At 36.2% G+C, this 25,328-nt stretch carries 36 protein-coding genes and 1 tRNA gene; 3 read left to right on the top strand and 34 right to left on the bottom strand.

The genetic code is table 11. The features are described from left to right. Window positions 1–6: 6 nt before the first annotated feature. A complete protein-coding gene (pyrC, locus tag AC27HL_RS15285; RefSeq protein WP_487081909.1) occupies window positions 7–1,035 on the bottom strand; it encodes a dihydroorotase in 1,029 nt (342 codons plus the stop codon). Window positions 1,036–1,118: 83 nt separating this feature from the next. Beyond that, window positions 1,119–2,207: a nucleoid-associated protein YejK gene (yejK, locus tag AC27HL_RS15290; protein WP_487081910.1), complete on the bottom strand. Its 1,089-nt coding sequence runs from the start codon at window positions 2,205–2,207 to the stop codon at window positions 1,119–1,121. Window positions 2,208–2,287: 80 nt separating this feature from the next. On the opposite strand from yejK, the gene AC27HL_RS15295 reads away from it, so the two are divergent. From AC27HL_RS15295 to AC27HL_RS15305, 3 genes are all read left to right on the top strand, one after another. Continuing rightward, window positions 2,288–2,509 carry a YejL family protein gene (locus AC27HL_RS15295; RefSeq protein ID WP_487081911.1) on the top strand — a complete coding sequence of 74 codons (222 nt, stop codon included), beginning with the start codon at window positions 2,288–2,290 and terminating at the stop codon, window positions 2,507–2,509. Between the two features lie 66 nt (window positions 2,510–2,575). Continuing rightward, the gene (locus AC27HL_RS15300; RefSeq protein WP_487081912.1) at window positions 2,576–4,261 is read left to right on the top strand and encodes a DUF3413 domain-containing protein; all 1,686 of its coding nucleotides are present in this window, start codon (window positions 2,576–2,578) and stop codon (window positions 4,259–4,261) included. A 108-nt stretch (window positions 4,262–4,369) separates the two neighbouring features. Further along, a tRNA-Pro gene (locus AC27HL_RS15305) sits at window positions 4,370–4,446 on the top strand. Between the two features lie 50 nt (window positions 4,447–4,496). Here the strand turns inward: AC27HL_RS15305 and AC27HL_RS15310 are convergent. The 32 genes from AC27HL_RS15310 to AC27HL_RS15465 all read right to left on the bottom strand — a co-directional run bounded on the left by AC27HL_RS15310 (window position 4,497) and on the right by AC27HL_RS15465 (window position 25,285). Further along, window positions 4,497–4,841: a hypothetical protein gene (locus AC27HL_RS15310; RefSeq protein WP_487081913.1), complete on the bottom strand. Its 345-nt coding sequence runs from the start codon at window positions 4,839–4,841 to the stop codon at window positions 4,497–4,499. 141 nt (window positions 4,842–4,982) lie between these two features. After that, window positions 4,983–5,405: a globin domain-containing protein gene (locus tag AC27HL_RS15315; protein ID WP_487081914.1), complete on the bottom strand. Its 423-nt coding sequence runs from the start codon at window positions 5,403–5,405 to the stop codon at window positions 4,983–4,985. 180 nt (window positions 5,406–5,585) lie between these two features. Then, window positions 5,586–6,077, bottom strand: coding sequence for a GrpB family protein (locus tag AC27HL_RS15320; RefSeq protein WP_487081915.1), 492 nt, complete (start codon window positions 6,075–6,077; stop codon window positions 5,586–5,588). A 122-nt stretch (window positions 6,078–6,199) separates the two neighbouring features. Continuing rightward, window positions 6,200–6,667, bottom strand: coding sequence for a hypothetical protein (locus AC27HL_RS15325; RefSeq protein WP_487081916.1), 468 nt, complete (start codon window positions 6,665–6,667; stop codon window positions 6,200–6,202). A gap of 113 nt (window positions 6,668–6,780) precedes the next feature. Continuing rightward, the gene (locus tag AC27HL_RS15330) at window positions 6,781–7,206 is read right to left on the bottom strand and encodes a hypothetical protein (RefSeq protein ID WP_487081917.1); all 426 of its coding nucleotides are present in this window, start codon (window positions 7,204–7,206) and stop codon (window positions 6,781–6,783) included. 43 nt (window positions 7,207–7,249) lie between these two features. After that, a complete protein-coding gene (locus tag AC27HL_RS15335; RefSeq protein WP_487081918.1) occupies window positions 7,250–7,744 on the bottom strand; it encodes a hypothetical protein in 495 nt (164 codons plus the stop codon). A 143-nt stretch (window positions 7,745–7,887) separates the two neighbouring features. Then, the gene (locus tag AC27HL_RS15340; protein WP_487081919.1) at window positions 7,888–8,769 is read right to left on the bottom strand and encodes an NAD-dependent epimerase/dehydratase family protein; all 882 of its coding nucleotides are present in this window, start codon (window positions 8,767–8,769) and stop codon (window positions 7,888–7,890) included. A 469-nt stretch (window positions 8,770–9,238) separates the two neighbouring features. Beyond that, window positions 9,239–9,511 (bottom strand): DUF3303 domain-containing protein, encoded by a 273-nt coding sequence (locus AC27HL_RS15345; RefSeq protein WP_487081920.1) that lies wholly within the window; start codon window positions 9,509–9,511, stop codon window positions 9,239–9,241. Between the two features lie 107 nt (window positions 9,512–9,618). Then, window positions 9,619–9,993, bottom strand: a complete 375-nt coding sequence (locus tag AC27HL_RS15350; protein WP_487081921.1) for a hypothetical protein — start codon at window positions 9,991–9,993, stop codon at window positions 9,619–9,621. A gap of 76 nt (window positions 9,994–10,069) precedes the next feature. Continuing rightward, on the bottom strand, window positions 10,070–10,513 hold the full coding sequence (locus tag AC27HL_RS15355) for a DUF4304 domain-containing protein (protein ID WP_487081922.1): 444 nt from the start codon (window positions 10,511–10,513) through the stop codon (window positions 10,070–10,072). 117 nt (window positions 10,514–10,630) lie between these two features. Then, complete coding sequence (locus AC27HL_RS15360) at window positions 10,631–10,849, bottom strand: hypothetical protein (RefSeq protein WP_487081923.1); 219 nt, start codon at window positions 10,847–10,849, stop codon at window positions 10,631–10,633. 124 nt (window positions 10,850–10,973) lie between these two features. Further along, window positions 10,974–11,207: a hypothetical protein gene (locus tag AC27HL_RS15365; RefSeq protein ID WP_487081924.1), complete on the bottom strand. Its 234-nt coding sequence runs from the start codon at window positions 11,205–11,207 to the stop codon at window positions 10,974–10,976. An 837-nt stretch (window positions 11,208–12,044) separates the two neighbouring features. Further along, the gene (locus AC27HL_RS15370; protein WP_487081925.1) at window positions 12,045–12,242 is read right to left on the bottom strand and encodes a hypothetical protein; all 198 of its coding nucleotides are present in this window, start codon (window positions 12,240–12,242) and stop codon (window positions 12,045–12,047) included. 426 nt (window positions 12,243–12,668) lie between these two features. Then, complete coding sequence (locus tag AC27HL_RS15375) at window positions 12,669–13,130, bottom strand: hypothetical protein (RefSeq protein ID WP_487081926.1); 462 nt, start codon at window positions 13,128–13,130, stop codon at window positions 12,669–12,671. A gap of 887 nt (window positions 13,131–14,017) precedes the next feature. Beyond that, the gene (locus AC27HL_RS15380; RefSeq protein WP_487081927.1) at window positions 14,018–14,398 is read right to left on the bottom strand and encodes a thiol-disulfide oxidoreductase DCC family protein; all 381 of its coding nucleotides are present in this window, start codon (window positions 14,396–14,398) and stop codon (window positions 14,018–14,020) included. 106 nt (window positions 14,399–14,504) lie between these two features. Then, window positions 14,505–14,822 (bottom strand): hypothetical protein, encoded by a 318-nt coding sequence (locus AC27HL_RS15385; protein ID WP_487081928.1) that lies wholly within the window; start codon window positions 14,820–14,822, stop codon window positions 14,505–14,507. 167 nt (window positions 14,823–14,989) lie between these two features. Next, window positions 14,990–15,244, bottom strand: coding sequence for a hypothetical protein (locus AC27HL_RS15390; RefSeq protein ID WP_487081929.1), 255 nt, complete (start codon window positions 15,242–15,244; stop codon window positions 14,990–14,992). Between the two features lie 851 nt (window positions 15,245–16,095). Further along, complete coding sequence (locus AC27HL_RS15395) at window positions 16,096–16,764, bottom strand: DUF4272 domain-containing protein (protein WP_487081930.1); 669 nt, start codon at window positions 16,762–16,764, stop codon at window positions 16,096–16,098. A 448-nt stretch (window positions 16,765–17,212) separates the two neighbouring features. Then, complete coding sequence (locus AC27HL_RS15400; RefSeq protein WP_487081931.1) at window positions 17,213–17,593, bottom strand: DUF7668 domain-containing protein; 381 nt, start codon at window positions 17,591–17,593, stop codon at window positions 17,213–17,215. 115 nt (window positions 17,594–17,708) lie between these two features. Then, complete coding sequence (locus AC27HL_RS15405) at window positions 17,709–18,074, bottom strand: hypothetical protein (RefSeq protein ID WP_487081932.1); 366 nt, start codon at window positions 18,072–18,074, stop codon at window positions 17,709–17,711. Between the two features lie 775 nt (window positions 18,075–18,849). Continuing rightward, window positions 18,850–19,212, bottom strand: coding sequence for a hypothetical protein (locus tag AC27HL_RS15410; RefSeq protein ID WP_487081933.1), 363 nt, complete (start codon window positions 19,210–19,212; stop codon window positions 18,850–18,852). A 449-nt stretch (window positions 19,213–19,661) separates the two neighbouring features. Then, entirely contained in the window at window positions 19,662–20,027 is a 366-nt protein-coding gene (locus tag AC27HL_RS15415) for a hypothetical protein (RefSeq protein ID WP_487081934.1), read from the bottom strand. A gap of 449 nt (window positions 20,028–20,476) precedes the next feature. After that, window positions 20,477–20,791 carry a hypothetical protein gene (locus AC27HL_RS15420; protein ID WP_487081935.1) on the bottom strand — a complete coding sequence of 105 codons (315 nt, stop codon included), beginning with the start codon at window positions 20,789–20,791 and terminating at the stop codon, window positions 20,477–20,479. Window positions 20,792–20,898: 107 nt separating this feature from the next. After that, window positions 20,899–21,327, bottom strand: coding sequence for a hypothetical protein (locus AC27HL_RS15425; protein ID WP_487081936.1), 429 nt, complete (start codon window positions 21,325–21,327; stop codon window positions 20,899–20,901). A 140-nt stretch (window positions 21,328–21,467) separates the two neighbouring features. Continuing rightward, the gene (locus AC27HL_RS15430) at window positions 21,468–21,881 is read right to left on the bottom strand and encodes a DUF2059 domain-containing protein (protein ID WP_487081937.1); all 414 of its coding nucleotides are present in this window, start codon (window positions 21,879–21,881) and stop codon (window positions 21,468–21,470) included. Between the two features lie 119 nt (window positions 21,882–22,000). Next, complete coding sequence (locus AC27HL_RS15435; protein ID WP_487081938.1) at window positions 22,001–22,459, bottom strand: hypothetical protein; 459 nt, start codon at window positions 22,457–22,459, stop codon at window positions 22,001–22,003. Window positions 22,460–22,544: 85 nt separating this feature from the next. Beyond that, complete coding sequence (locus AC27HL_RS15440; RefSeq protein WP_487081939.1) at window positions 22,545–22,889, bottom strand: hypothetical protein; 345 nt, start codon at window positions 22,887–22,889, stop codon at window positions 22,545–22,547. Between the two features lie 114 nt (window positions 22,890–23,003). Next, on the bottom strand, window positions 23,004–23,246 hold the full coding sequence (locus AC27HL_RS15445) for a hypothetical protein (protein ID WP_487081940.1): 243 nt from the start codon (window positions 23,244–23,246) through the stop codon (window positions 23,004–23,006). A 117-nt stretch (window positions 23,247–23,363) separates the two neighbouring features. Further along, window positions 23,364–23,708, bottom strand: coding sequence for a hypothetical protein (locus AC27HL_RS15450; protein WP_487081941.1), 345 nt, complete (start codon window positions 23,706–23,708; stop codon window positions 23,364–23,366). A gap of 102 nt (window positions 23,709–23,810) precedes the next feature. Next, window positions 23,811–24,086: a DUF1272 domain-containing protein gene (locus AC27HL_RS15455; protein ID WP_487081942.1), complete on the bottom strand. Its 276-nt coding sequence runs from the start codon at window positions 24,084–24,086 to the stop codon at window positions 23,811–23,813. Between the two features lie 92 nt (window positions 24,087–24,178). Next, window positions 24,179–24,439, bottom strand: coding sequence for a hypothetical protein (locus AC27HL_RS15460; RefSeq protein WP_487081943.1), 261 nt, complete (start codon window positions 24,437–24,439; stop codon window positions 24,179–24,181). Between the two features lie 492 nt (window positions 24,440–24,931). Further along, complete coding sequence (locus tag AC27HL_RS15465; RefSeq protein WP_487081952.1) at window positions 24,932–25,285, bottom strand: 2OG-Fe(II) oxygenase; 354 nt, start codon at window positions 25,283–25,285, stop codon at window positions 24,932–24,934. Window positions 25,286–25,328 lie beyond the last annotated feature (43 nt).

Below are 25,328 nucleotides of genomic sequence, written 5' to 3' on the forward strand. Positions count from 1 at the left end.
CCCCTACTACTTCACTTGCCATGCAATGGTGTCGTTTGCACGAATTGGCACTACTACATCGTCACCAAACGCCATTGTGGCAGGTACCGACCATTCGTTTTTAACTAAGGTTATTTTGTCTGTGTTTACCGGTAAGTTATAAAACTTAGGGCCATTTAAGCTGGCAAAGGCTTCTAACTTGTCTAGCGCTCCTGCTTGTTCAAAAGCTTCTGCATAAAGTTCAATAGCGGCGTGTGCGGTGTACGAACCGGCACAACCACAAGCAGACTCTTTAGCGTGCTGAGGATGCGGCGCTGAGTCTGTGCCTAAAAAGAACTTTTCATTACCGCTAGTGGCTGCTTCTATTAACGCTTGCTGATGAATATTGCGTTTTAAAATAGGTAAACAAAAGTAATGTGGACGAATACCACCTACTAACATGTCATTACGGTTAAATAATAAGTGATGTACAGTAATTGTGGCTGCAACATTACTACCTGCTTCTTTGACGAAATCGACAGCATTTTTGGTAGTGATATGCTCTAAAACAATTTTTAATGTTGGGTAACTTGCTACTAACGGACGTAATATTGTATCAATAAATACCGCTTCACGATCGAAAATATCGATATCGTGATCGGTTACTTCACCGTGGATCAACAAAGGCATATTTTCTTCTTCCATTGCTGCTAATACCGAAGCGATATTATCAACACTGGTAACACCTGACGAAGAATTGGTTGTAGCACCAGCAGGATAAAGTTTAGCGGCATATACAATACCAGAGGCTTTTGCTGTTTTAATATCTTCTGCTGTGGTTTGGTCGGTTAAGTACAACACCATTAACGGCTGAAATTGCTTACTTGGGTTAGCTGCCATAATACGCTGATGATATTGGGTTGCTAGCGCCGCGTTCGTTACTGGTGGTACTAGGTTAGGCATAACAATAGCGCGGCCAAAATAACGGCTGATATCAGGCACTGTGGTAGCTAATGATGCGCCATCGCGTAAATGTACATGCCAATCGTCTGGGCGAGTAATGGTGATAGTAGTCATGTTTTTTCCTAATATAATCTTGTATCTGCTGGTTATGTATTTACATAACCTCTAAATTTGTTTCTTAAGGTCACGGTCTAAAGTTAAAACTCGTTATTGCCTTCATCGCTTGGCGACGATATAGCACCATTTTCAGCTGCTTTGTTGCTTTCAATAAGTGCTAGTAATTGATCTTTTAAATTTGGCGGTACTTTAAATATGGTAATGCTTTCATTTGCAGGATTGTAAACCACATCTTGGCCAAAATGGCTGCGTTCGAAACTCAAACTAATACCGTTTCCATAGCCAGAATATTTTGTCACTTTATTAACAACAGCTTGGTCATGCGGAAATGACTCTTCTATTGGGTAAGCTTGCTCTTGGCAGAATTTATAAAAGTCGTTGCCACTTTCTTCTGACTTAATAACATCGCCTAACTCCTGCAAGGAAACATCTTGTGCAGTTTCTTTTTGCTCTTTACAGTAATTTAATAATTCTTTGCGGGTTTGTTGTTTTTCATTAGCATCAAACTGATTAACAGCAACATAATCTTCAACCGCTTGTACTAAGGTTTGAGTTTGCTCTTTGGCATTAAGCCCTTCTTCACAACTTAAAAAGTCTAAGAAAAAGTCTGACACTTTGCGCCCTGCTCGTCCTTTTATAAACGAGATGTAACGATTTCCGTCTGCATTGTCTTGATAATCAAATAAATCGATACGCGCGGCCAATTGTAATTTGTTGGTGTCTAAATGTTGGTCTGCAGAAATATTAAGTTCGCCATCAACCGAGTAATGCTCGGAAATTGGAATTATTGCTGCTAATAAATAACGGCCACCCATATATTCATAATGACAAATGATTAAATAACCGGTTTCTGCTAAGTCATACTTTTCAATTTCATTTTTTAGTAAATTGGCTGACTGGCTGCTAAATTGATAGAAGCTTTGTACATCGCCTAAATAACTTTCCATAATATCAACAAAGCGAGCACTGTCGCCCTCTGCTGGCATCGATGAAAAATGACCGTACGCTTTACTACCTTTGCTATTATAAATTTTATGTAAGGCATCAACAAAATTCTCGATTTTGCTGCTAGCTGCAATGTTTTCAGGCCCTAACCTGAGTACAACTTCACCGGTTTCTTCTTTTTTTGTTAAAAAATGCAGTGCAATATTCGAAATTATTAAACTCATAGATAAAGGTCAGTATTATATTGTTCAGGCATTTGATAAACTTATGTCATGTTTATCAAATTACCAATTAAGTGTTTAAGATGCCTATTGTATCCAAGTATTCCAACGAACGTGTAGAAAAAATTATTCAAGATTTGCATGATGTTTTAGTAAACGAGTCTGCAACCCCTGATCTAGCGCTGATGTGTCTAGGAAATACACTGACAGAAATTATTAATAATAATGTGCCAGAGCAACAACGAGAAACTATAGTAAACAATTTTATCAGTGCATTAAAACAATCTATACAAAAATCTGAATAAAACGTATAAGTTGTACATATAATAAAAAGCGACAATTAAACAATAATAAGAGAATTACACGACGCAATGGTTTCATTCGAATCAAAACCCTATAGTAAGCGCCTATTGCAGCTAATTAGCTGGAGCCACTGGTTCACTTTTTTCAATATAATTGCGGCGATTTTATTATCGTCAATTTATATATTTAACGAAGCAATGCCAGAAACCTTGCTTGGGCAAACGTATTTAGCCACTACTTGGTTAAGCCATATGGCATTTTTAACCTTTATGAGTTTTGTGCTAATTTTATTCCCGATCACCTTATTATTCCCTCGAACACGCTTTATTCGGGTTGTCGCTTCCATCGTTTTTACTGTTGAACTTTTATTACTATTACTTGATGCCTTTATTTATAGCCGATTAGGTTACCACTTAAATATTTCTTCAAGCGCACCTATTTTAGAGCTGATAACGAACGAAATTCAGCAAAATAGTCGTATATTTTGGTTCGTCAGTTTAGTGCTGTGTATGGTGATTTTATCGTTTGAATTACTTGCCTCTAATTATGCTTGGAAGCATTTAAAAGAATTACAAAAAACCATATTTGCACGCTTTATTGTTATTCCATTAGTGGTGTTTTTCTTCTTCAGTCACATTGTTCATATATGGGCTGATGCCAATTTAGAATACGATATTTTACGTCAAGACACAGTTTTACCGTTATCGTACCCATCAACCGCAAAAACCTTATTAACTAAATATGGCATGTTTGATGAAGTAGACTACATTGCCCGTAAAACAAACTCACTTGCGTTTACTGATGCTGTGCCGCAATACCCTCAATATCAAGGACAATGTCCTAATGATGCGGCATTAACACAGTCTGTTTTTATGGTGCTAAACGACCAAACATTAAACAGCCAACAATTAAATAAAATTAAGCAAAGAGCCAAGCACGGCAAGGTTTCCCTTGATAATCACGTTGATAACGCGTTACCGAAAGATGCGTGGTTTAACCTGTTTTATAGCTTACCCAGCATCTATAAAAGTGATGTGTTAAAACAAGCAAGTATGCCGTTGTTATTTCAAATTTTAGAAAAGAAAAACTTGGCAAAGTCGTTCACAATAATTGGCAAGCAAAGTGATACTTCAAATATTATTGAGTCAACAAATTTAGCTGCGTTGTTCCCACAAACAAATAACTTGGCAGATATTTCTAGTTTGATTTTCGCCGATAAACTTAATAGCTATGCTCCTGGTCTTCACGTATTTTACTTTAACGGAGAAGATAGCTACCAGTATGAGCTGTTTTTAGACGCATTAATGTCAGCACAAAACCAAAAACAACAAAAAGATACACTGTGGATAAGCTCGATAGGCAATCAATCCAAAGATACGTCACTATCAATTAAACCAGCATTGTTAATTTTACCTGAAGGTAAAAACAGAACTATTGATAAACTAACAAGCCATATGGACGTTCAACCAACCCTTATTAAGCACTGGTTAAATTGTAATATCGAGCCAATGACTTATAGCAATGGTAGTGACATGAAACGACTTAAAAAAGATCGCATCATCGCTAACACTATGGATGACGGTATTGTGGTTTTTAATAAAGATAAATCAATGTTTGTTGACCAAAATGGTAACTTTCAAAGCTACTCTATTCAATTAGCGGCACCTATAACCGCAAAAGCAGACTTCCCGTTAATGATCGATGGCGTACATTTTATTAAGCAATTTAGCCAACAAGCAAAGAAAGAACAATAATTAATCACTTAAGTCTAATTTGCTGGTTTTTTGGCGGTATTTCATTGCATTAAGACGATAAATCATTAATATAACCAAGGTAAGTTTATCCCCATTATGCTTACGTTTCGGGGTATAGCGCAGCTTGGTAGCGCGTGCGTCTGGGGGACGTGAGGTCGCAAGTTCGAATCTTGCTACTCCGACCATCTCAATAAAAAAAGCCCAGCAAATGCTGGGCTTTTTGATAATTTATATTCTATTTCGCCGCCAATTGACTTGATTGCTTAAATATTAACGCTGTTAATGCAATTGGCAATAAAGAAATTAAAGCAAAAATATAATCACCATTAATACCGATCAGCAGTGTTGATAAACCAAAGGCAAACATAGTGATGGTTGCCCCAATCTTTATCGTTCTAGGTATAGCCAATAAAATACCGCCACAAACTTGAATTACGCCGTAAGAAATAACCAACATAGAATTAAATCCAAACATTTGTAGAAACTGTACTTCTTGTGGGACCTGCAGCACTTTGGCCAACCCTGCAACCACACTTAATAAAGAAATTAAAGCGATTAAAATAAAATATAAAATTTTCACGGCATGCCCTCTTAAGTTGCTGGTAGTTTTAGCTAAAATGCTGAGAAACGAAAACAGCCAACTGTTTTTTGTCCTTATTAATTAGCTTGTTATGTTTTGGGTACACTTACAGAAGTTTCCTGCCTACTAACAATTATTAAATTAAGTATCACTTTCAAGCCCTTCAATCATCACCGCTGCGATATTATCATAATAGTTAGCCCAAGCACTTTCTATTAACTCATTACTTTGTTGTCTCAGTTCAGATTGAATAGTTAAGATTAAAGCAGCTTTTACTACGTTAAACTGTGTTTTTTCTGCGCCATAATCTTTATGCTTATTACCTAGTTCAAATAACACCGGTTTAATCTCTTCGAAATTATCTATCTTGGAAACGGCAGTGCTAATAATTTCATAAAAGTGAATTTCTATAATTCCAATTTCTTTTTTAAACATAGGCTTAACTAAAGGCGCCATTTCAAATAATGTTATAAAGAATTGCTTTCCAAAACTTACATTTTTTGCTGCTATTTGGTTAAAAGACGATTTAATGGCACTTTTTTCTTCAAACGTTAAATGGTACATAAATTTGACCTTTAAATATCGTAATTCATATTAATTATAGTAAGGAATAAAACTTAAAAACATCACACCACGCTAAGCGGCAAAAAACTGTTAGCTAAAATAGTGAACGTAGTGAACAAAAGCCAACTGTATTTTGTCCTTGTTTAACAGCTTGTTATCTGCCAACTTTACCAATTAATTCTAAAGCTTTTTAATAAATGGCCACTTTTGTTGTGTATAAGCCTCTCGATCGTTTTCATAGTTGTAGGCCAAGCCCATTTTCAGATTTGCGTAGTCAGAAGCCACATCAGAATTGTTACGCAACAAATCCCTAAATGTTATTCGCTCAACCCACAACGGACTATTAAATGGCACTAAATGTAAATGGTGCGTTCTAATTTCGGGTGATGGCTTGCAAAACCAGTGCATAACATCAGCTTTATATGGATAGTAACAATATGAATTACTAGAAAGAAACTTAATTGCACCACTAGAAGCGTCAAGTGATTTTACACCAACCATAATATCTATAATTGGTTTGGCGACCATACCAACGACCGATGTACTACCAACATGTTCAATTGAACCTTGAATATAATCACCAAGCAGTGAATATAAAAAATCCCTCTCAGATTCGTACATCCCAATCCACGCTGGATTGTAACTCACAACTTTTATTGATTCTTCACTCAAAGCTAAGAATTATCCTTGGCAGCTAACGCCGCTATTAAATGGCATAAAATAGTTGACTATAGATTGTGAGGCACGAACAAAACCAACTGTTATTTTTCCCGCTTGAGTGGCTTGTTAGCACTTTAACCGCGATTAACTTTCAACCTTTTTCTTGCACTACGATAATAAGCACCGACTTCGTCGATATAATCTTCATAGTTATAGCTTTCGCCGTTATAAATTACATTAACATGACCGTTTGGTTTAACAAAAAACAAGCCTGTTTGACGAACTCTAGGCTCTGGAAGCCCACACCCTGATATTTTTAATGTTTCAACTTCAGACGCCGAACCTTTTTTCAAACGTTGAGGAAGAACTGTTACCTCATATTCAGGAGTTGTATCTGTCCAAACCGTAAATCCTTCGTCAGATTTTAACCCCTTTACCATTCGCTCTTGATATTGTGTTAAATGAACACCTGTAACTTCACCGATAAATATAGTCTCATAAACATCAAAATTCTTATCCGGTAAAATCCGCCCCATACATGCAATCGCATTGGCAGAATTAACAAAAATAATAATAAACAATACTTTTAATGAAATGCTCATGCATACCTTAGAGTGCTAACGCCCTGTTAATGGCAAATTGAAGTTGGCTAAAATGTTGAGAAACGAAAACAGCCAACTGTTTTTGTCCTTATTAATTAGCTTGTTATACGTTTTTACTCAACGCTAAAAATGACTTCATTTCTAGAATTTTCGCGAGTCAATACAACGCTGCATTTTATTGATTTATTTAACCACAATAAGAAGTTAAGTAAAACAGCAAAGTCATTTTGAGAATTTACATCTTTAGGGTCTAAATCGAATTCGATTTCATAGCTTTGAAAAATATGACAATTAATTAGTAATTCACCGACCTGAATAGTAAGTAAAGTAGGCTCAGTATTTTGTAAGCTCCAAATTGCATTAATAGATTCAGGTAAAGAACAGCTAATATCCCCATGTTTAAACGAATGGGAATATACGGAAGATTTTAGAGCAGACAAAAATAAGCCCCATGAATCTTTTGACTCTGAAGTGACGATAATGTCTCTAAGTGAGCCATCTTGTTCGAAGTGCAATTTTAGATTATTCAATCTATCCATGAGAAACGTATAACGCCCCGCTTGAATTGCTTGTTATATGCCATTATTCTGAGATTAATGCTTTTGCAACATTAAACTTTAAGCTCTTGAATAAGTCTGGATATTTAGCAAATCCATTTTCTATAGTTACCTTACTAAATGATGTTTCAAATGAAACGCCAACCTTCCCATATTTAGACATAAACTCACTCCAATTTTCAGTAAAAAGCCAATCACCTACATAATTAATTTCATTAGGTTTTATTTCAAATTTATAACCGATTTTATCTAAATTGACCTCGACTCCACCATAAGTGAAATAAGTATCTAGAGAATAAATTCCCGGTTTTAGTGATATTTTACTGACATTTGAAGTTCTAGCCCTTAAAGTTAATGTTTCTCTAGTAGACTCATTAAACAATACAATTGTAGCGCTAGTTTTACTCCCTCCAGATTCAACATATCGCAATTGAACTAGCATAATAGTTTCAGAATCGATTGAGTTTGATTTACAAATTGAAGTAAAGCTTAAAACAAGAAAGTAGAGTATACATTTCATCTAAGTTAGATCCTTGATAGCTTCGCATAACTATTATTAATCTTGGCATATAATGCCCATATTAAGGGGCTTTTTATAGTTTGCCAAAATGTGTAGCGAAGCGAAACCGAGCAAACTGTTAGCAGTCCCGCTTGAAATGCTTGTTAACTGCGTTTTAAAATTGGCAATACTTCTGCTGTTTCAGTATCTAACATTTCCAAAACGCTTTCAAAACCATATATAGGTGACCAGCCTAATTTCTCACGTGCGGACGATGAATCATATACGCGATCTAAGCTTTGAGGTAGCTGCCAATTTCTTTGCTTAAATGCTAGCACGATTTCTGGGCACTTACGCTTGATAACCGATCCAGCTTCAGTATATAAAGCTTCGCAATCAGAAAGATGAAAAGATGTTGCACCTGAAATTATAAAACGATTAAAACCGCTTAAGCGTTTTTCCACAGCACATAAATGAGCGTTTGCTACATCTCGAGCATCAATACCACGAGTCAGACGAAATACTGCCATTAAATCCGCAGCCTCAGGAAAGCATCTCGACATTTGCAGCACAGTCACTGGAAGCTGAAACAAGTTTGAAATTTCTTTTAGTTTAGTTTCAGCAACAATTTTACTTTTATGGTAAATCGACTTAGGTTGCGGAGCAACCTCCTCATTAATCCAACCTGAAATACCTTTAGGCGTCGAAGCATAACCGTACAACGCAGTTGTACTGGTAAAAATAAAGTGCTTAATACCTGCTTTTACGCCAGCCAAAGCCAGTTTCTCAGTCGCGTCCACGTTGATAGATTGAAACTCTGAATCTGGCACTAAACCAACATGAGGAGCATGAAGAGCCGCGGTATGAATGATGATATCAATATTTTCAAGAACTCCATCAATCAGAGTACTATCACGAATATCACCAATGTAATCGGCTGTTGAACAAGGCGTTTTATCAATGCCGACTACATCATGTGTTCGCATTAATTTAATATAGATTGCACGCCCGACTCTACCCGCAGAGCCTGTTACTAAAATTCTCATTAAGGCACCTTACTAATGATTGATATCAAAGCAGCTAACGCCCTGTTAAGGGGCTGATAATGTTTGGCTAAAATGTGTAGCGAAGCGAAACCGAGCCAAACTTTAGCAGTCCCACTTGAACAGCTTGTTATATGTATTTTGCACCTAGCTGTTTTTATTTTTAATAACTTCTGCTTTGCAACTGATACAGATCCATTTAGTAGACTCTTTGTTAAGTTTCATTGGATCTGTACAATTTGAACACCTGATATCCCTACGTTTATAAAAATGAACCACTAAAGCAATTACCAATATTAATATAATTGAGATGGATATTTCTAAATTGGTCAAATTCATAGTTTTACACACTTAAACGAGTGATACATATAACGCCCCAATAAGGGGCTGATAATGCTTGGCTAAAATGTGTAGCGGAGCGAAACTGAGCCAAGCTTTAGCAGTCCCACTTGATTGCCTTGTTATGTGCAAATTAATCGAGCGGCACTAACTCAAAATCAACGAAGTCATCCCATTTTTTGAACCATTCATAAAATAACTCAATATCGTTTGATTCCATGAGCTGATAACACACATTAAGTTCTTTGTTTACCCAAGAATTTAGATAATGCAACCCCTCAGGAAACATACGACCTTGAGTATTATATCTTTCATAATTAGCTTCGATACAACCAGGTTTGAATTTCTCAACAACCATATACTTTTTCAAATCAATACTTCCTTTAGGGGATAAAATAGCAGACACAACCTGCTTTACACATAACGCCCCAATAAGGGGCTGATAATGCTTGGCTAAACTGTGTAGCGGAGCGAAACTGAGCCAAGCTTTAGCAGTCCCACTTGATTGCCTTGTTAGGTGTACGGTGCCTCGTATTCCCATTTGTAAGACTTGCACTTCACAACAAATACATCATCATAAGTCTTGATTATTAGTTTGATAATTCCATTTGATTTATTAAGGCCTAAATCAAAATTAGATTTAGTTTCAATATCACTAAAATCTGAATCTTCCTGTATGTGCTCGCTGCTAATTACACCACTAAGAGTAAGCTTGAAAGGTATCCATTTATCCTTAATCGTATGCTCAACAAGATCACCGTTCAAATCACCCTCTAACGTTACAACACCAGCAGCTTGATTCCATGAGTAATCATCAAGGTGAATGCAACACCTTCCATTCAACAACAATCCATACTGAGTACTTATAGCTTTGGTCTCAACTTTCAAAAGTACACCTAACGCCCCGCTAAGGGGCAAATAATATGTTGGCTATAATGAGCGAGGTACGAGCAAAAGCCAACTTTTATTTGTCCGTTTTGAGCGGCTTGTTATATGCGAATTCTTTCCACCACGGCTCTGCTTGTTTTTTTAATTGCTTTAAAACCAATTTAGCTAAATAGTTAGGTTGATTAAAAATACCCCAAAAACTTTTTTTTGAATAACAATACCAAAAGTCATTTTTACCTTTGAGAGGTTGGCTACCTAACCTTAATCGGTTGCCAGAATGAGAAACATGAATTTTTTTCAGGGGATACTCGCGAGCGAATTTTGTAATATTTTCATTGTTAATACCCGTATTAGATATTTCTACAACGAATGAACCACCACCAGAATGAAACTGAAAAGTAATCAAATCAGCGTGTTCAAAATTATCTCTATAGAAGTGAGGGAAACTCCCCTTAAACCCCAGCTCTCTTAAGTAAGGCACAACAATTTCTTTGAGGGCTTTATCCATTTGTTCACGCATAGTCTGACCTGAGCATATAACGCCTCGTTAAGAGGCAAATAATATGTTGGCTAAAATAAGCGACGCAGCAGCAAAAGCCAACTGTTATTTGTCCTGCTTTAACGACTTGTTATATGGTTATTTTATACTCTTATGCCAAATAGTTACTTTACCGAAAGCTACATAGTTAATTGTAATAATACAGATAAAAACTAATGCGATAGGAATCCAGTTTGCCTCTGTGAAAACGATCCAATTAGCAACAGAACCAGAAACAATCATGATGATAAACAATGCCAAAGCTAATATAGCAATAAGACTTATTACATTAATTAACCGTTTAAAAACTACTTGCATTGATGTCCCCCACTGAAACCATATAACGCCCTAATAATGGGCAAAAAATTGTTGGCTAAAATGTTGAGGAACGAAAACAGCCAACTGTTTTTTATCCTTATTAATTAGCTTGTTATATGCCAATTTACACATATATGCTGATTAGAACAATACTTAATATGATGACCACTATCCCTGTGCAAATGATGCGACCTTCATGTTCTTCAGCTTGCTTGCCGCGTGGGTAATTACCTAATGTGATAACTAACAAAAATATGCGACCAACCCAATAGATAAGAAACTCACAAATAGCTTCTATGAGGATAAAATGGATCAACCTAAGAATAGTTTTTAGTGCTCCTTCGGCTAACTCTTCCACCGAAACCTCCTTGTGCATATAACGCCTTACTAAGCGGCTTTTAATTGTTGGCTAAAATGTTGAACGGAGTGAAAACAGCCAACTGTTAAAAGTCCGTTTGAATCCCTTGTTAGTTGTTTTTTATTAAAAACACCAACACTTACAACAAATTACCATGTTCATGGGATATTCGGAAGATACAAAACACACCTACCGCAACTTAGCCACAAACCTTACCTTTGAGCCTATTACACTTTACATAAGTATTTAGACCTAACAAACGCTAGGCGAAAACTGTGTTGCCAAAAGCACAAATGTAATTTTATAAAGCTAAAAACTGAAACAAAAAAGGAAGGAAACAAACACCAATCCTTTGATGTGAAATACCGCACGTTTAATAAATAAATTTACTCGAACAAGTTGCGGCAACTAACGCCCAAATAAGGGGCTGATTAATAGTTTGCTAAAATGTGAAGCGCAGCGAAACCGAGCAAACTTTAAAAAGTCCCGCTTGAATTGCTTGTTATATGCAGCACCAGTAAAAACAAGCGCTACACGAATTTTAAAGCACCCGTTATAAAACGACCAGCCGTGAACTTTTGAGCGTTAGCACAACTGGCTGAACTAAATTAATAACTTTGTTGCCTTTGAAAAAGGGTTAATTAACAAAGTTTATTAGTGCATACACTAAACAGTTTTAGCGAAAAAACACTACATAAAAATCTCTTGCTCTAATACGCAATTCTTTAAAGCATATAACGCCCCAATAAGCGGCGGATAATAGTTGGCTAAAATTTTGAACGAAGTGAACGCAGCCAACTGTTATGCGTCCGACTTGATTGACTTGTTATAAGGTTTTTACTCTATGTCTTGTTTTGGTTTTTTACAACTTTTGTAACGGCTATAGAAAAACAAACTGATTGAGATTATCGCGAAACCAATACTCGCAAAGGCTGGTGTTAGATGACTATTTTCAGAGGAATAGAATGCGCCAGCTGTTATTAAAAACAAAACACCTGACAAGAAATATATATAAATGAGTTTTAAATTTTTCATGATATCCCCTCCATAGTAAAACCAATCTAATTTAAAGATGACCAAATATCAATCATACTCCAAATTAGCGAACCTTATAACGCCCCGCTTGAATTGCTTGTTATATGCAGCGCCAGTAAGAACAAACGCTACACGAATTTAAAGGCACCCGTTATAAAACGACCAACAGTGAACTTTTGAGCGTTAACATAACTGGCTGAACTAAATTAATAACTTTGTTGCCTTTGAAAAAGGGTTTAAAAAACAAAGTTTATTAGTGCATACACTAAACACTTTTAGCGAAAAACACTACGTAAAAATCTTTTGCTCTAAGACGTAACTCTTTAAAGCATATAACGCCGTTTTAAGCGGCGAGTAATTGTTTGCTAAAATGTGAAACGAAGTGGAACCGAGCAAACTGTCACGAGTCCGACTTGAAAACCCTTGTTATACGGTACAGCACCCAACATCTTTTTCTATGTTTTTAATTACGTCATTCACAATAAACAGTTCTATAAAGATATCGATATTACGTGCATGAAAGCCAACCTCAAATTCATTGGGGTTAGTTAAAGTAAGGCTGTAAATATAGAGGTGCTCTTTAAAATTATTTAATATGATTTCAGGAATATTTTCAGATGCTTTTCTTTGGAATTTGTTACCAATAAATTTCCATAACAACTCAGGAGATTCGATATAGCGAATAAACGCCTGTACATTTTTTGGAGTAAGTCCTTGAGCATCTCCAGAAATACAACAAAAATTTAAATCTAATCCCTTAGTTAAATCTTTAGGCTGCTCATTTAATTCCCACGCGCTTTCCTCAGCATTAAAGGTAACTCTACCTATCCCTTTTACTTCAGTTTCAATATGTGGCTTTGCGAATAATTTTTTAATCAAACCGAACAATTAGAACTCCTTTTCCGAAAACCGTATAACGCCAAGCTAATAGGCGTTTATAGTTTGGCTAAAATTGTGAGCGCAGCGAAACGAGCCAAACTTTAAACGTCCCATTGAGCGCCTTGTTATGCGCTGGTTGCGGTTACCACAAACAACGCCATTTATATAAAATTTCGTGGCAGCCCGACCGTAGATAACAAGAACTCCCACGCAGCGCGACACATCAAACCATGAATTTTGAGCCACTTAATTACAATGGTTTTTACCACCAAACTTACTTTGGCGAAAAACTGTTGGGCCAAAAGCTGACACAGAAAACTTAGCACACACGTTACCAAGATAAAGAATTGGCAACAAGCACCCTAGCCTTTGTAAAGTGCCAACCGAAAACAACAAATTTATTCGAATTCGCGACTGACGCATAACGCCTTACTAAGAGGCGAATAATAGTTGGCTAAAATAGGCGACGAAGGAGCAAAAACCAACTGTTATTTGTCCTGCTTGAGTGGCTTGTTATATGGCACTTTTAACCCAGCCGTAGCAGTATTTTATAAAGAAACCTGACACGATAGAAATTAGGAAAGCATAAAACCCATATACAAATCCATAAGGTAGCCAATTTAACCAGTTAATATTACCTTCGCAATGAAACTCACATTGTGGATTATGTTGCCAGGTAACAAATAGGAAATAACAACCAACAATTATGAAAAGAATACTGCTGATTAATACAATTATCCTAGCAGAATTACTCATAATCCTTTGTGCCTTATAACGCCCAATTAAGGGGCTTTTAATAAGTTTGCTAAAATGTGTAGCGAAGCGGAACCTAGCAAACTGTTAAAAGTCCCTCTTGAATTGCTTGTTATGTTTCGCTACCACAAGAACTTGTTTTTTCACTCTTTAGTTGGAACCATACAAGTTTCTGATTTACCAAAAATACTATACCTATTTCTCGCAAATAAACGATAGAAATAATCACGAATAGGTCTAGGTAGTATCTTGAACACTTTAAATAGATACCAAGCACCGCTTAAATCTTGCGTGATTTCAATTGCAGCATTTGTACGATAGAAGCATTCACCGTTCTTAATTAGAAGAAATGTATCAAAACCAACTTTTTCTACGTTGTAATCTGCAATTAATTTTTGAGCTGCTGGACTTTGCATTGGTGCGAAAACAAACTTATTTGAGTGGTCACGCTTTATAATAAAATTGACTGAGCTGTTACAAAAATTACAAACTCCATCAAAAATAATAACGTGATGATTACTCATGATTCTCCAGAAACATAACGCCTTACTAATGGGCGCATAAATGCTTGGCTAAAATTGGCGACGAAGGAGCGCAAGCCAAGCGTTTTGCGTCCTTTTAAGTAACTTGTTAGTTTTCGAAGTTCTCATACGTCCCAAACCAATCTTTGTGCTCAGGATATTTTTGCTTATAAGCCTTTAATTCCGCCTTTGGAGCATACTTAAAATACAAACCGAAATAGTCGACTAAGTAATCTTCACCTTTACCCATTCGCCAAAACATATCTGTTGGGTGGTAATCAGGAAATTTAATCCATGGTGGTTCAGGTGGACTAATTTTTAATTCATTCTCGTAACGTTCTTTGAGCATATTTTCCCACGAGGCTTTATGCTCAAGATACTTGTTCCATTGCTCGTCAGTTAAGTCGGCTGGTTTATCATTTGCCATTGTCACCGCTGATACAAAAATCAAATTAAAAAAGAATACTCGAATCATACTCATAGAAAACTAACGCCCTGTTAAGGGGCTGATAATGTTTGGCTAAAATGTGTAGCGTAGCGAAACCGAGCCAAACTTTAGCAGTCCCGCTTGAACAGCTTGTTATATTTACAATGCTACAAGAGTACGGTTTTATTACCAACAATAAACTTATCTTTATCCTTTGCGTTAACCAAATAGAAGCAGAAAACTTCTAAGTCTGGATTACCATCAGGCTTTAATGCTCGAGGTTGGGTAAAAGTACTTTTGATTTCGTAACCATTTAGAGTTGATTTATTATTAAGTTTAAAATCAATCGAGCTAAGTTGACGAGCAATAAGAGCTACAGTTTCGCCATCAATTATTGCTTCTAACTCAAATTCAATACTCATATTTTTCCGTAAATATAACGCCCAATTAAGGGGCTTTTTAATAGTTTGCCAAAATGTGTAGCGCAGCGAAACCAGGCAAACTTTAAAAAGTCCCGCTTGAATTGCTTGTTATATGCAGCGTAATTTAAAACAAACACTACACGAATTTAAAGGCACCCGTTATAAAACGACCAACCGTGAACTTTTGAGCGTTAAGCAAAACTGGTCGAACTAAATTAATAACTTTGTTGCCTTTGAAAAAGGTATCAATAAGAAAGTTTATTAGTGCATACACTAAACAGTTTTAGCGAAAAACACTACGTAAAAATCTCCTGCTCTAATACGTAATTCTTTAAAGCATATAACGCCCTATTAAGGGGCAAATTGCAGTTGGCTAAAATGTGTAGCGGAGCGGAACTAGCCAACTGTTATTTGTCCCACTTGAATAGCTTGTTATGTTGCTGAATACACGATAATTAATCCCATTCTTCTGCAACCAACTCTGCATAATCTTCTGGTTCATCGTCAATGTCAATGCCTACAAAGCCATTTTGAGTTTTAAGATAAACCTTTGCTCGATAATCACTTTCAGATATAGCGCTAGAAATATCGAGCTCTAAACTTTTCTTTTTAAACCATACATTCCCACAAGTTCCGCACCCCCAAAAGGTAGGAGATTAATCTTGTTCTACTTCACAAACCCAACCACTACATGCTTTGCAAGGGCAACGTAAATTAACACTCATAATTCTTTCCGGTGACTCAAGTCAAATAAGCAACATAACGCCTCGTTAAGAGGCAATAAAATAGTTGGCTAAAATTAGCGACGAAGGAGCAAAAGCCAACTGTTTTTTGTCCTTTTAAACGACTTGTTAAGTGTCGGTTGTTACCTCATCCCATTCTTGGCCGCAATGCCCCATTAACCAATTAATAGCGTGATGCCTCTCCATAACCACACCTGAATCATATTTTTTATCTAGCGATTTACTATTTATTTGGGCATCTCGAATTTTCCAATGTGATTCATAAATCAGTTCGTAAACATCATAGATTTTTGATTCGGAAATTAACGTTGCTGACTCAATGAATGCTATTGTGCTTTTTAAATAAAAGTTACATATCGAGTCTACCTGATCTGAATCACACATAGTTGACAAATCACTGATGTTAACTTTATTACCTAAAGCCCATAACAGTAAAGACAAAGCCTCAATTCGCCAAGAAGCATTTATTACTTGGCTCTCACTTGGATTTGCAGATAAAAAGAAAGATTTCTCTTCATTACTAACAGCAGGCCATAGTTTTTCAGATTTTAACCAAGAAACAACAGACTCTGCATTAGCACCATGTGCTACGGATTTTAGAGCATATAATACAATACACCTTTTAGCGCAATCCGAAGCGCCTCGAAATTCATCTTCAAGGTCATCATCAAAATCATCTTCGTCTAAAAGTGACTGAACGTGTATTAAGTCAAACTGACAATGTTGGCAGTGCCTAATTTTTAAATCCGTTTCATCTCCACAATTAGTGCAGAACATTGATACTCCTTGAGACACTTAACGCCCAATTAAGGGGCTTTTTATAGTTTGCCAAAATGTGTAGCGCAGCGAAACCAGGCAAACTTTAAAAAGTCCCGCTTGAATTGCTTGTTATATGCAGCGTAATTTAATACAAACGCTACACGAATTTAAAGGCACCCGTTATAAAACTACCAACAGTGAACTTTTGAGCGTTAAGCACAATTGGCCGAACTAAATTAATAACTTTGTTACCTTTGAAAAAGGAGTAAATAACAAAGTTTATTAGTGCATACACTAAACAGTTTTAGCGAAAAACACTACGTAAAAAAATCTCTTGCCCTAATACGTAATTCTTTGAAGCATATAACGCCCCAATAAGCGGCGGATAATAGTTGGCTACAATTGTGAACGAAGTGAACGCAGCCAACTGTTATGCGTCCGACTTGATTGGCTTGTTATATACCCATTACGGCACATAAACCATCTCGACAGTAAATTTAAAATCAGCCTCATGCTCGGAAATGGATAACTGCATTACCAAGTCGCTAACTTCTTCTTTATCTGTCGACAAATCAACTAATGCCAGCCAGTCTCTACCTTGCCAAATATATACTGATGAATCCCAACACTTTTCAGATAACGGTGTAAGTTTTTCGCCGTAATCATCTATATATGCTCTCATCTGGCTGGCTACATCAGGGCTTCTTAACTCTGAATTTGAAATGACAGAACGTAAAACGTAATCTTCAGTGACCAATGCATCGACTATTTTAGCAATAGAGCTTCGCCATATAGGTGGTATTGGAAGTTCTACCTCTCCATTCTTTATAACACTATTCGTTTCCATTCAGCTCAGATCCATCAAAGGCATATAACGCCGCAATAAGCGGAAAATTATAGTTGGCTAAAATGTTTGAGGAACGAAAAACAGCCAACTGTAAATTTTCCGTTTGATTGCCTTGTTATATAAAACTTTTAAATACACTCGCCATATAGAATGAAAGTAAACAAGGACCTAAAGTACCGAAAATAGCAAATGAACCGAGTAAGAACCTTAGTATTAAACTATTGCCGTACTTTACTGTTTTACCAAATAGAACAGTACGTTGATCTTTTGGCCAATTTTTGAAAGTTATGAACCAATGATATGACCAATAAGAACAAGGAAATAATAAAAATATGCCGATTTTTAGCTCTAATAAGTAGCGCTGCTCAAATATCTCATCAAGTGATAAAGAAGCATTAACTATACTTTGATGTTCGAAATAACCAAACACAAAAGCGATAACAATTAAGAGAAGTGCTAATCGCCCTAAAACTTTATGCATGCACCAAACCTCCTTGTTTTATATAACGCCCATATTAAGGGGCTTTTTATAGTTTGCCAAAATGTGTAGCGCAGCGGAACCAGGCAAACTTTAAAAAGTCCCGCTTGAATTGCTTGTTATATGCAGCGCAATTTAAAACAAACACTACACGAATTTAAAGGCACCCGTTATAAAACGACCAACCGTGAACTTTTGAGCGTTAAGCACAACTGGCCGAACTAAATTAATAACTTTGTTACCTTTGAAAAAGGTATAAATAACAAAGTTTATTAGTGCATACACTAAACATTTTTAGCGAAAAACACTACGTAAAAATCTTTTGCTCTAAAACGTAATTCTTTGAAGCATATAACGCCCATATTAAGGGGCTTTTTATAGTTTGCCAAAATGTGTAGCGCAGCGGAACCAGGCAAACTGTAAAAAGTCCCGCTTGAATTGCTTGTTATATGCAGCGCCAGTAAAAACAAACACTGCTAGCACTTTAAGGCACCCGTTATAAAACAACCAGCCGTGAACTTTTGAGCGTTAAGCACAACTGGCCGAACTAAATTAATAACTTTGTTGCCTTTGAAAAAGGATTGAATAACAAAGTTTATTAGTGCATACGCTAAACATTTTTAGCGAAAAACACTACGTAAAAATCTCTTGCTCTAATACGTAATTATTTAAAGCATATAACGCCTTACTAAGCGGCGATAAATTGTTGGCTAAAATTGCGAGGAACGAGCACTAGCCAACTGTTTAGCGTCCGTTTGAGTAACTTGTTATAAGTACATTACACCAGAACGCCGTTTAACATTAATGCTGGTAGAAAGAATATAGATGAATACATTACTGAACCTGTTACAACTAATGCGCATGAGTAAAATAATGCTTGAGTAAAGTACACTTTAGGTTGAACAAATGAACTATTTTTGAATGCTACCGCACAAATACTAAGCTCAATTTTGACTTGCTCGATAAATGATTGAACCTTAAGAATTACAGGCTTGTAATATAGAACTAAAAAGCTAAATACTAGCTCAATGCCACCTATCTCCGACATAAGAATGAATTCAGGCGCAAATGGTACGACTAAACACATTAAGGCGATAAATATTCCTTTTTGAATAGTACTCAAATTTTTCCACATACTCATACTTTCCCTGTACTTATAACGCCCAATTAAGGGGCTTTTTATAGTTTGCCAAAATGTGTAGCGCAGCGAAACTAGGCAAACTTTAAAAAGTCCCGCTTGAATTGCTTGTTATATGCAGCGCAATTTAAAACAAACACTACACGAATTTAAAGGCACCCGTTATAAAACGACCAACCGTGAACTTTTGAGCGTTAAACACAATTGGCCGAACTAAATTAATAACTTTGTTACCTTTGAAAAAGGAATAAATAACAAAGTTTATTAGTGCATACACTAAACAGTTTTAGCGAAAAACACTAAGTAAAAAATCTCTTGCTCTAATGCGTAATTCTTTGAAGCATATAACGCCCTGTTAAGGGGCAAATTGTAGTTGGCTAAAATTAGCGAGGAACGAGCAAAAGCCAACTGTTATTTGTCCCGCTTGAACAGCTTGTTATACGTATTATGCACTAACTAAATAGCCAACCAAAAAACACGCCTACACCATACCAAAACAAAGACACTGCAACCATTACTAAGTAGAGTGACATGAATACTTTAATAGTGGGTAATGTCTCAATAAAACCCAATACCAAGGGGGTTCTAGAGTCTTGCATATTAGGGTTTAAATGATTTGACCACATCCTTTTAGTTATTCTGAATAAAACTTGTATCAAACCGCCAAAAGTAATTGCAAGAATGATTGAGAAACCAATAATCCCCCAATATACAACCAAAGCTATCGAAGCTAAACCTACACCAAATGTATATGCCAAATAAGGAAATGTTACTTTCTTTTCTTGCTCTTCTGATACTTCAATAATTTCTGCATCCATTCAATGAACTCCTGACTATCAATACGTATAACGCCCATATTAAGGGGCTTTTTATAGTTTACCAAAATGTGTAGCGCAGCGGAACCAGGCAAACTTTAAAAAGTCCCGCTTGAATTGCTTGTTATATGCAGCGCCAGTAAAAACAAACACTGCTAGCACTTTAAGGCACCCGTTATAAAACAACCAGCCGTGAATTTTTGAGCGTTAAGCACAACTGGCTGAACTAAATTAATAACTTTGTTGCCTTTGAAAAAGGTTTAAAAAACAAAGTTTATTAGTGCATACATTAAACAGTTTTAGCGAAAAACACTAAGCAAAAAAATATCTTGCTCTAAGACGTAATTCTTTAAAGCATATAACGCCCAAATAAGGGGCTGATTAATAGTTTGCTAAAATGTGTAGCGAAGCGAAACCGAGCAAACTGTTAGCAGTCCCGCTTAATTTTCTTGTTAGGTTACTTGTTCAACTGAATCCACTGTAACTTTACCTACAAGTTGTTTACCTTCAAAAACAAACCATTGGCAATTAGGTTTGAAATGAGAAAGTTTTTGCTTTGAACAAATAACATGAATTTCGGACGCAACAGTTTTATTTGGAAAGCATTCACCATTTTCGAACTCTACGAATCCCATGAAGAAATCCTTTTGCCCCTCAAATTGATGACTAGGTCGATAAGCTGCGTTTCCAAGTGAGCGCCTCGGATTTTCGGCACTTTTAAATAGCTGAAACTTTCCTTTTACGCTGAGCTCAATTAATTCATCCATGTGCTTTGGTAACCTAACGCCCTGTTAAGGGGCTGATAATGTTTGGCTAAAATGTGTAGCGAAGCGAAACCGAGCCAAACTTTAGCAGTCCCGCCTTGAACAGCTTGTTATATTTTGCTGTTCACCAATTCTTTAAGTCTGTGCCTAATGATACCGTTATAATATAAAACCCAACCATCACTTAGCTCAATATTACATTTTATGTCTATCGCGTCGGAATAAATTAATGCAGGTGAACAGTAAGGGTAATTTAAACCGCCTTTGACAAATGAAATGTTGTAATAACGCTTAAATCTTTTTTCTGCACCAATAGAGTAAAGCCTTGCACCTATTTTTGTTTTAAAAGCTAGTTTTAACCCTTTGATACTTGAGCTAGTTTTCTGCTCTGAACTTTTAGTAAACTTTGCATCAAATTCACTTAATTGATTTTTATTTAATGTAAAAAAGGTTAATGATTGGATCGCATAAGGCGGCAAAGCAAAGTTTATTGAGCAACAGCTAACAGTAATAAATAGAATGATTAAAAAATACTTCAAGTAATCTCCGTACCACCGAAAAATATAACGCCCTGTTAAGGGGCAAATTGTAGTTGGCTAAAATAAGCGAGGAACGAGCAAAAGCCAACTGTTATTTGTCCCGCTTGAACAGCTTGTTATGGAGATTGTAGCTCCTGAATTCATTGAATATATGCATCATTTAACTTCTTTGAGGCATGATTCATATTTTCTATCGCTTTGTGATTAAATTTTTGAAAATTGTTGAGATACCATTTCCCAAAATCAGTTTTATAAAATTTAATTAGTTCTGATAATTCTTCGTCTGTAAATGCAGACAGCGACTGCTTGTAAGCATTAAATATTTGTTCACGTCCAAGCTTGAACACATCAGAAAATTTTCTATCTACATTTTCAGACGAAATTGAGGGATACAAACGAACTGCCTCGTTACGATATTGCTCTATAGCGGCCTTTGTAATACTTTCTATTTCAAGATATTTTAGAAATTCGGCCTCATTTTTTATTCGGTCAAAAGCACTTACTTCTACAATGAAAAAACTAAATATTAAACACAAAACTCTGATGTGACTCATATCCCTGGATATCTCCATAACGCCTTGCTAAGCGGCGCGAAATAGTTGGCTAAAATGTGCGAGGCACGAGCGCTAGCCAACTGTTTAGCGTCCGTTTGAGCAACTTGTTATGTGGCCACTTATTTGAACCACTTCTCTAATTCTTGTTTAGTTGCTGATGGGTGTGAAAATATTCCTTCATCCAACGCATCTATAAATGAATCTGCATCTTCTGCTGATAAACCAGTATCAGCGTAATTTAGCACTTTAATATTTTCTATAAGTGTAAAAGGCTGTGCTGTATACATTTGATATAACTCCATTGGCTCTGACATACCTTTAGCCCACGATTTTATAAAATAGACGTCTTGCTTATTACCATTTGGAAGAGTAATTAAGCCATCTTGTACATAAGCCCAGCTATCAGATTTTTCTGACAAAGAGCTTAAAAACTCTTGTCCAAGAATAACAGCTTCTTCTTGTGTGTCAGCTTCAAAAGTTTTAATTGATCGGTTTTCACCTTCTTGTAATTCACTACCAATCAAAACGCTATGCGCTAAAGCTAGACCGATAATTTTTCCTACTGCACCAGAAATCAATTAATACTCCTTGCCACATAACGCCCTGTTAAGGGGCAAATTGTAGTTGGCTAAAATGTGAAGCGAAGCGGAACCTAGCCAACTGTTATTTGTCCCGCTTGAACAGCTTGTTATATGCGTCTTCATATATGTAAATATCTTCACCAAAGAAAAATGGACGATATATTTGAACATTTATGTTGGAGCCAACAATGCAGCGCATTTCACATATTACGTTTACTAAACCTATACCTTCAATCATTAATTTAGCTTTTGGTAAACTTGATCTCCCTCGTGAGACTCCATAAGTTTTGTAGTATGTTTTTTTAACAACTCCTTTTGTTTCGCCTATATATTTCCCATCAAATAACGAAAACTGAAATATAAATGGAGAAAGCACTACACATATTATAATTAGTAAGTGAATTCGATATCGATGCCAAAAATCCATAGTTTACACTTGAGCATATAACGCCCCACTAAGAGGCAAAAAATAGTTGGTTATAATTAGCGACGCAGGAGCAAAACCAACTGTTTTTTGTCCTGCTTCAGTGGCTTGTTATGTTTAAAGTATCAAAGCAAGTAATATTGCTACTGAAATACCTCCTTGTATTACTGCCCCTATAGGGTTCGAAGGAGGCTGCTCACAATTGTTTTCCAGCCTTTGGTTCTCATTTTCGGTTGAGTTGTTATCTTTACCACTAATATTACATTCAATTGTTGGGTGCTCATTTTCATAGTTGCTTCCATGATTATTAGATGCACATGAAATACAAAGAAATACCAGAAAAATGCAAATATACTTCAAAATTTCACCTTAAACATAACGCCTCGTTAAGAGACAAAAATTTGTTGGCTAAAATTAGCGACGAAGGAGCAAAAGCCAACTGTTTTTTGTCCTTTTAAACGACTTGTTAGGCGTAATTTATACATTACTTTGAATTCTCCAATTTAAAATATAATCCGGAGCTACCCCGTTAACAACAAGAAATTCTTTATGTTTTTCAATGATATCAGTGATTAATTCAAACTTTGGAATTAATTCAGCACCATTTAACAAATATTGTTTGTTATAGTAATTGTATGAATACACTTCGCATAAATCATTTAGTGAATATTCATCAATTGGATCATAAGACTCTTCAAGATTCTCGATATACAACTCTAGACTTGTAATTACATTTTCAAATAAGCTCAAGTCAGCATGTTGAGCACCTGCCAACCTGACATGGAAATAGTTTACATTACTTGAAAATTGACCTCGGTTCATCCTTTACGCCTAACGCCCAATTAAGGGGCTTTTTATAGTTTGCTAAAATGTTGAACGAAGTGAAACCGAGCAAACTGTAAAAAGTCCCACTTGAATTACTTGTTATGTGTTTGGTGCACAACCCTGTTCTTTTAACACGCGCTTAGTTGATGCAGGGTTATTTTTTAATGCCGCAATTGGCCTTATTGGCCGAGAAACAAAATTCCCACCACAGTTTGGACATTGATTTTTTAAAATTCCTTCAACACAACTTGTGCAAAAAGTGCATTCAAATGTGCAGATATGAGCTTCAGTTGATTCTGGAGGTAAGTCCTTATCACAACATTCGCAATTTGGTCTCAGCTCTAACATTAAGAACTCCATTTTAGAAAAACACATAACGCCCAAATAAGGGGCTGATTAATAGTTTGCTAAAATGTGAAGCGAAGCGGAACCGAGCAAACTGTTAGCAGTCCCACTTAATTTTCTTGTTAGGTGATGTCTACTCGAACAGGTTTATTTTCTAAAGTTAAAAGGATTTCCTTTTTATCTGTAACCACCAAAAAAGTGCCTGATTCCTCTATCCAATTTAAATCCAATACACCATCAATACAATCATCATGAGTCCCATCATCCATATCACTTTCTGAGTATTCCAGTATGGAAGAACAAATAATACGAGAATGAGGCTTAAATTCTTTTGAATCTAAAGCGAACTCAATAACTAACTCCCTTTTATCAATGTCATACACAAGCTTAGTTATATATGGGGAGCAATTTGGTAACCATTCGTCGAGATTGTGCAAGATTATCCTTAATCACCTAACGCCCACATTAAGGGGCTTTTTAATAGTTTGCTAAAATTGTGTAGCGCAGCGAAACCGAGCAAACTTTAAAAAGTCCCGCTTGAATTGCTTGTTATATGCAGCGTAATTTAATACAAACGCTACACGAATTTAAAGGCACCCGTTATAAAACGACCAACCGTGAACTTTTGAGCGTTAAGCACAACTGGCCGAACTAAATTAATAACTTTGTTACCTTTGAAAAAGGATAAAAAAACAAAGTTTATTAGTGCATACACTAAACAGTTTTAGCGAAAAACACTACGTAAAAATCTTTTGCTCTAATACGTAATTCTTTGAAGCATATAACGCCCCAATAAGGGGCTGATAATGCATGGCTAAACTTGTGTAGCGAAGCGAAACCGAGCCATGCTTTAGCAGTCCCGCTTGATTGCCTTGTTAGGTGTTTTTTACCCAACCGATACTAAGTAAATATCTATTTCCTTTTTCTACTTTTGATACTTGGTGCACGCTGACATCTGGACGAAATAACTTAATGCGCTTAGTTTCAAATATCGGATTAGTACACCTAAATTCCCCGCCAACTTCAGCTTTAATTAACACTATGTTTAGACGAAAATGTTTCCCCGATTTAACTTTATCAGTATGTGGTGCTATTTCGCTTCCTTGTGGAAATTTAAGCAAATAAGTATCAAATTTTATAGGCCAAACCGCTCCACAAAGTAACATTTTGTCGTAGCCTGATTGTTGCCTACCTCGTTCCCAACGAAATAATTTTCTCAGAATTGACATACAGACTCTCGAAACACCTAACGCCCAATTAAGGGGCTTTTTA

It is taken from the genome of Colwellia aquaemaris, from assembly GCF_057548755.1.

Bases quoted from the DNA above. Each gene is read 5' to 3' on its own strand.
- AC27HL_RS15370 (WP_487081925.1), bottom strand. From the start codon at position 12,242: ATGAAAAATTTAAAACTCATTTATATATATTTCTTGTCAGGTGTTTTG.
- AC27HL_RS15400 (WP_487081931.1), bottom strand. From the start codon at position 17,593: ATGGAAACGAATAGTGTTATAAAGAATGGAGAGGTAGAACTTCCAATA.
- AC27HL_RS15380 (WP_487081927.1), bottom strand. From the start codon at position 14,398: ATGAGTAATCATCACGTTATTATTTTTGATGGAGTTTGTAATTTTTGT.
- AC27HL_RS15450 (WP_487081941.1), bottom strand. From the start codon at position 23,708: ATGAACCGAGGTCAATTTTCAAGTAATGTAAACTATTTCCATGTCAGG.
- AC27HL_RS15405 (WP_487081932.1), bottom strand. From the start codon at position 18,074: ATGCATAAAGTTTTAGGGCGATTAGCACTTCTCTTAATTGTTATCGCT.
- pyrC (WP_487081909.1), bottom strand. From the start codon at position 1,035: ATGACTACTATCACCATTACTCGCCCAGACGATTGGCATGTACATTTA.
- AC27HL_RS15420 (WP_487081935.1), bottom strand. From the start codon at position 20,791: ATGGATGAATTAATTGAGCTCAGCGTAAAAGGAAAGTTTCAGCTATTT.
- AC27HL_RS15455 (WP_487081942.1), bottom strand. From the start codon at position 24,086: ATGTGTTTTTCTAAAATGGAGTTCTTAATGTTAGAGCTGAGACCAAAT.
- AC27HL_RS15355 (WP_487081922.1), bottom strand. From the start codon at position 10,513: ATGCGTGAACAAATGGATAAAGCCCTCAAAGAAATTGTTGTGCCTTAC.
- AC27HL_RS15340 (WP_487081919.1), bottom strand. From the start codon at position 8,769: ATGAGAATTTTAGTAACAGGCTCTGCGGGTAGAGTCGGGCGTGCAATC.
- AC27HL_RS15295 (WP_487081911.1), top strand. From the start codon at position 2,288: ATGCCTATTGTATCCAAGTATTCCAACGAACGTGTAGAAAAAATTATT.
- AC27HL_RS15415 (WP_487081934.1), bottom strand. From the start codon at position 20,027: ATGGATGCAGAAATTATTGAAGTATCAGAAGAGCAAGAAAAGAAAGTA.
- AC27HL_RS15385 (WP_487081928.1), bottom strand. From the start codon at position 14,822: ATGGCAAATGATAAACCAGCCGACTTAACTGACGAGCAATGGAACAAG.
- AC27HL_RS15300 (WP_487081912.1), top strand. From the start codon at position 2,576: ATGGTTTCATTCGAATCAAAACCCTATAGTAAGCGCCTATTGCAGCTA.
- AC27HL_RS15430 (WP_487081937.1), bottom strand. From the start codon at position 21,881: ATGAGTCACATCAGAGTTTTGTGTTTAATATTTAGTTTTTTCATTGTA.
- AC27HL_RS15315 (WP_487081914.1), bottom strand. From the start codon at position 5,405: ATGTACCATTTAACGTTTGAAGAAAAAAGTGCCATTAAATCGTCTTTT.
- AC27HL_RS15330 (WP_487081917.1), bottom strand. From the start codon at position 7,206: ATGGATAGATTGAATAATCTAAAATTGCACTTCGAACAAGATGGCTCA.
- AC27HL_RS15390 (WP_487081929.1), bottom strand. From the start codon at position 15,244: ATGAGTATTGAATTTGAGTTAGAAGCAATAATTGATGGCGAAACTGTA.
- AC27HL_RS15395 (WP_487081930.1), bottom strand. From the start codon at position 16,764: ATGTTCTGCACTAATTGTGGAGATGAAACGGATTTAAAAATTAGGCAC.
- AC27HL_RS15360 (WP_487081923.1), bottom strand. From the start codon at position 10,849: ATGCAAGTAGTTTTTAAACGGTTAATTAATGTAATAAGTCTTATTGCT.
- AC27HL_RS15410 (WP_487081933.1), bottom strand. From the start codon at position 19,212: ATGAGTATGTGGAAAAATTTGAGTACTATTCAAAAAGGAATATTTATC.
- AC27HL_RS15325 (WP_487081916.1), bottom strand. From the start codon at position 6,667: ATGAGCATTTCATTAAAAGTATTGTTTATTATTATTTTTGTTAATTCT.
- yejK (WP_487081910.1), bottom strand. From the start codon at position 2,207: ATGAGTTTAATAATTTCGAATATTGCACTGCATTTTTTAACAAAAAAA.
- AC27HL_RS15465 (WP_487081952.1), bottom strand. From the start codon at position 25,285: ATGTCAATTCTGAGAAAATTATTTCGTTGGGAACGAGGTAGGCAACAA.
- AC27HL_RS15335 (WP_487081918.1), bottom strand. From the start codon at position 7,744: ATGAAATGTATACTCTACTTTCTTGTTTTAAGCTTTACTTCAATTTGT.
- AC27HL_RS15440 (WP_487081939.1), bottom strand. From the start codon at position 22,889: ATGGATTTTTGGCATCGATATCGAATTCACTTACTAATTATAATATGT.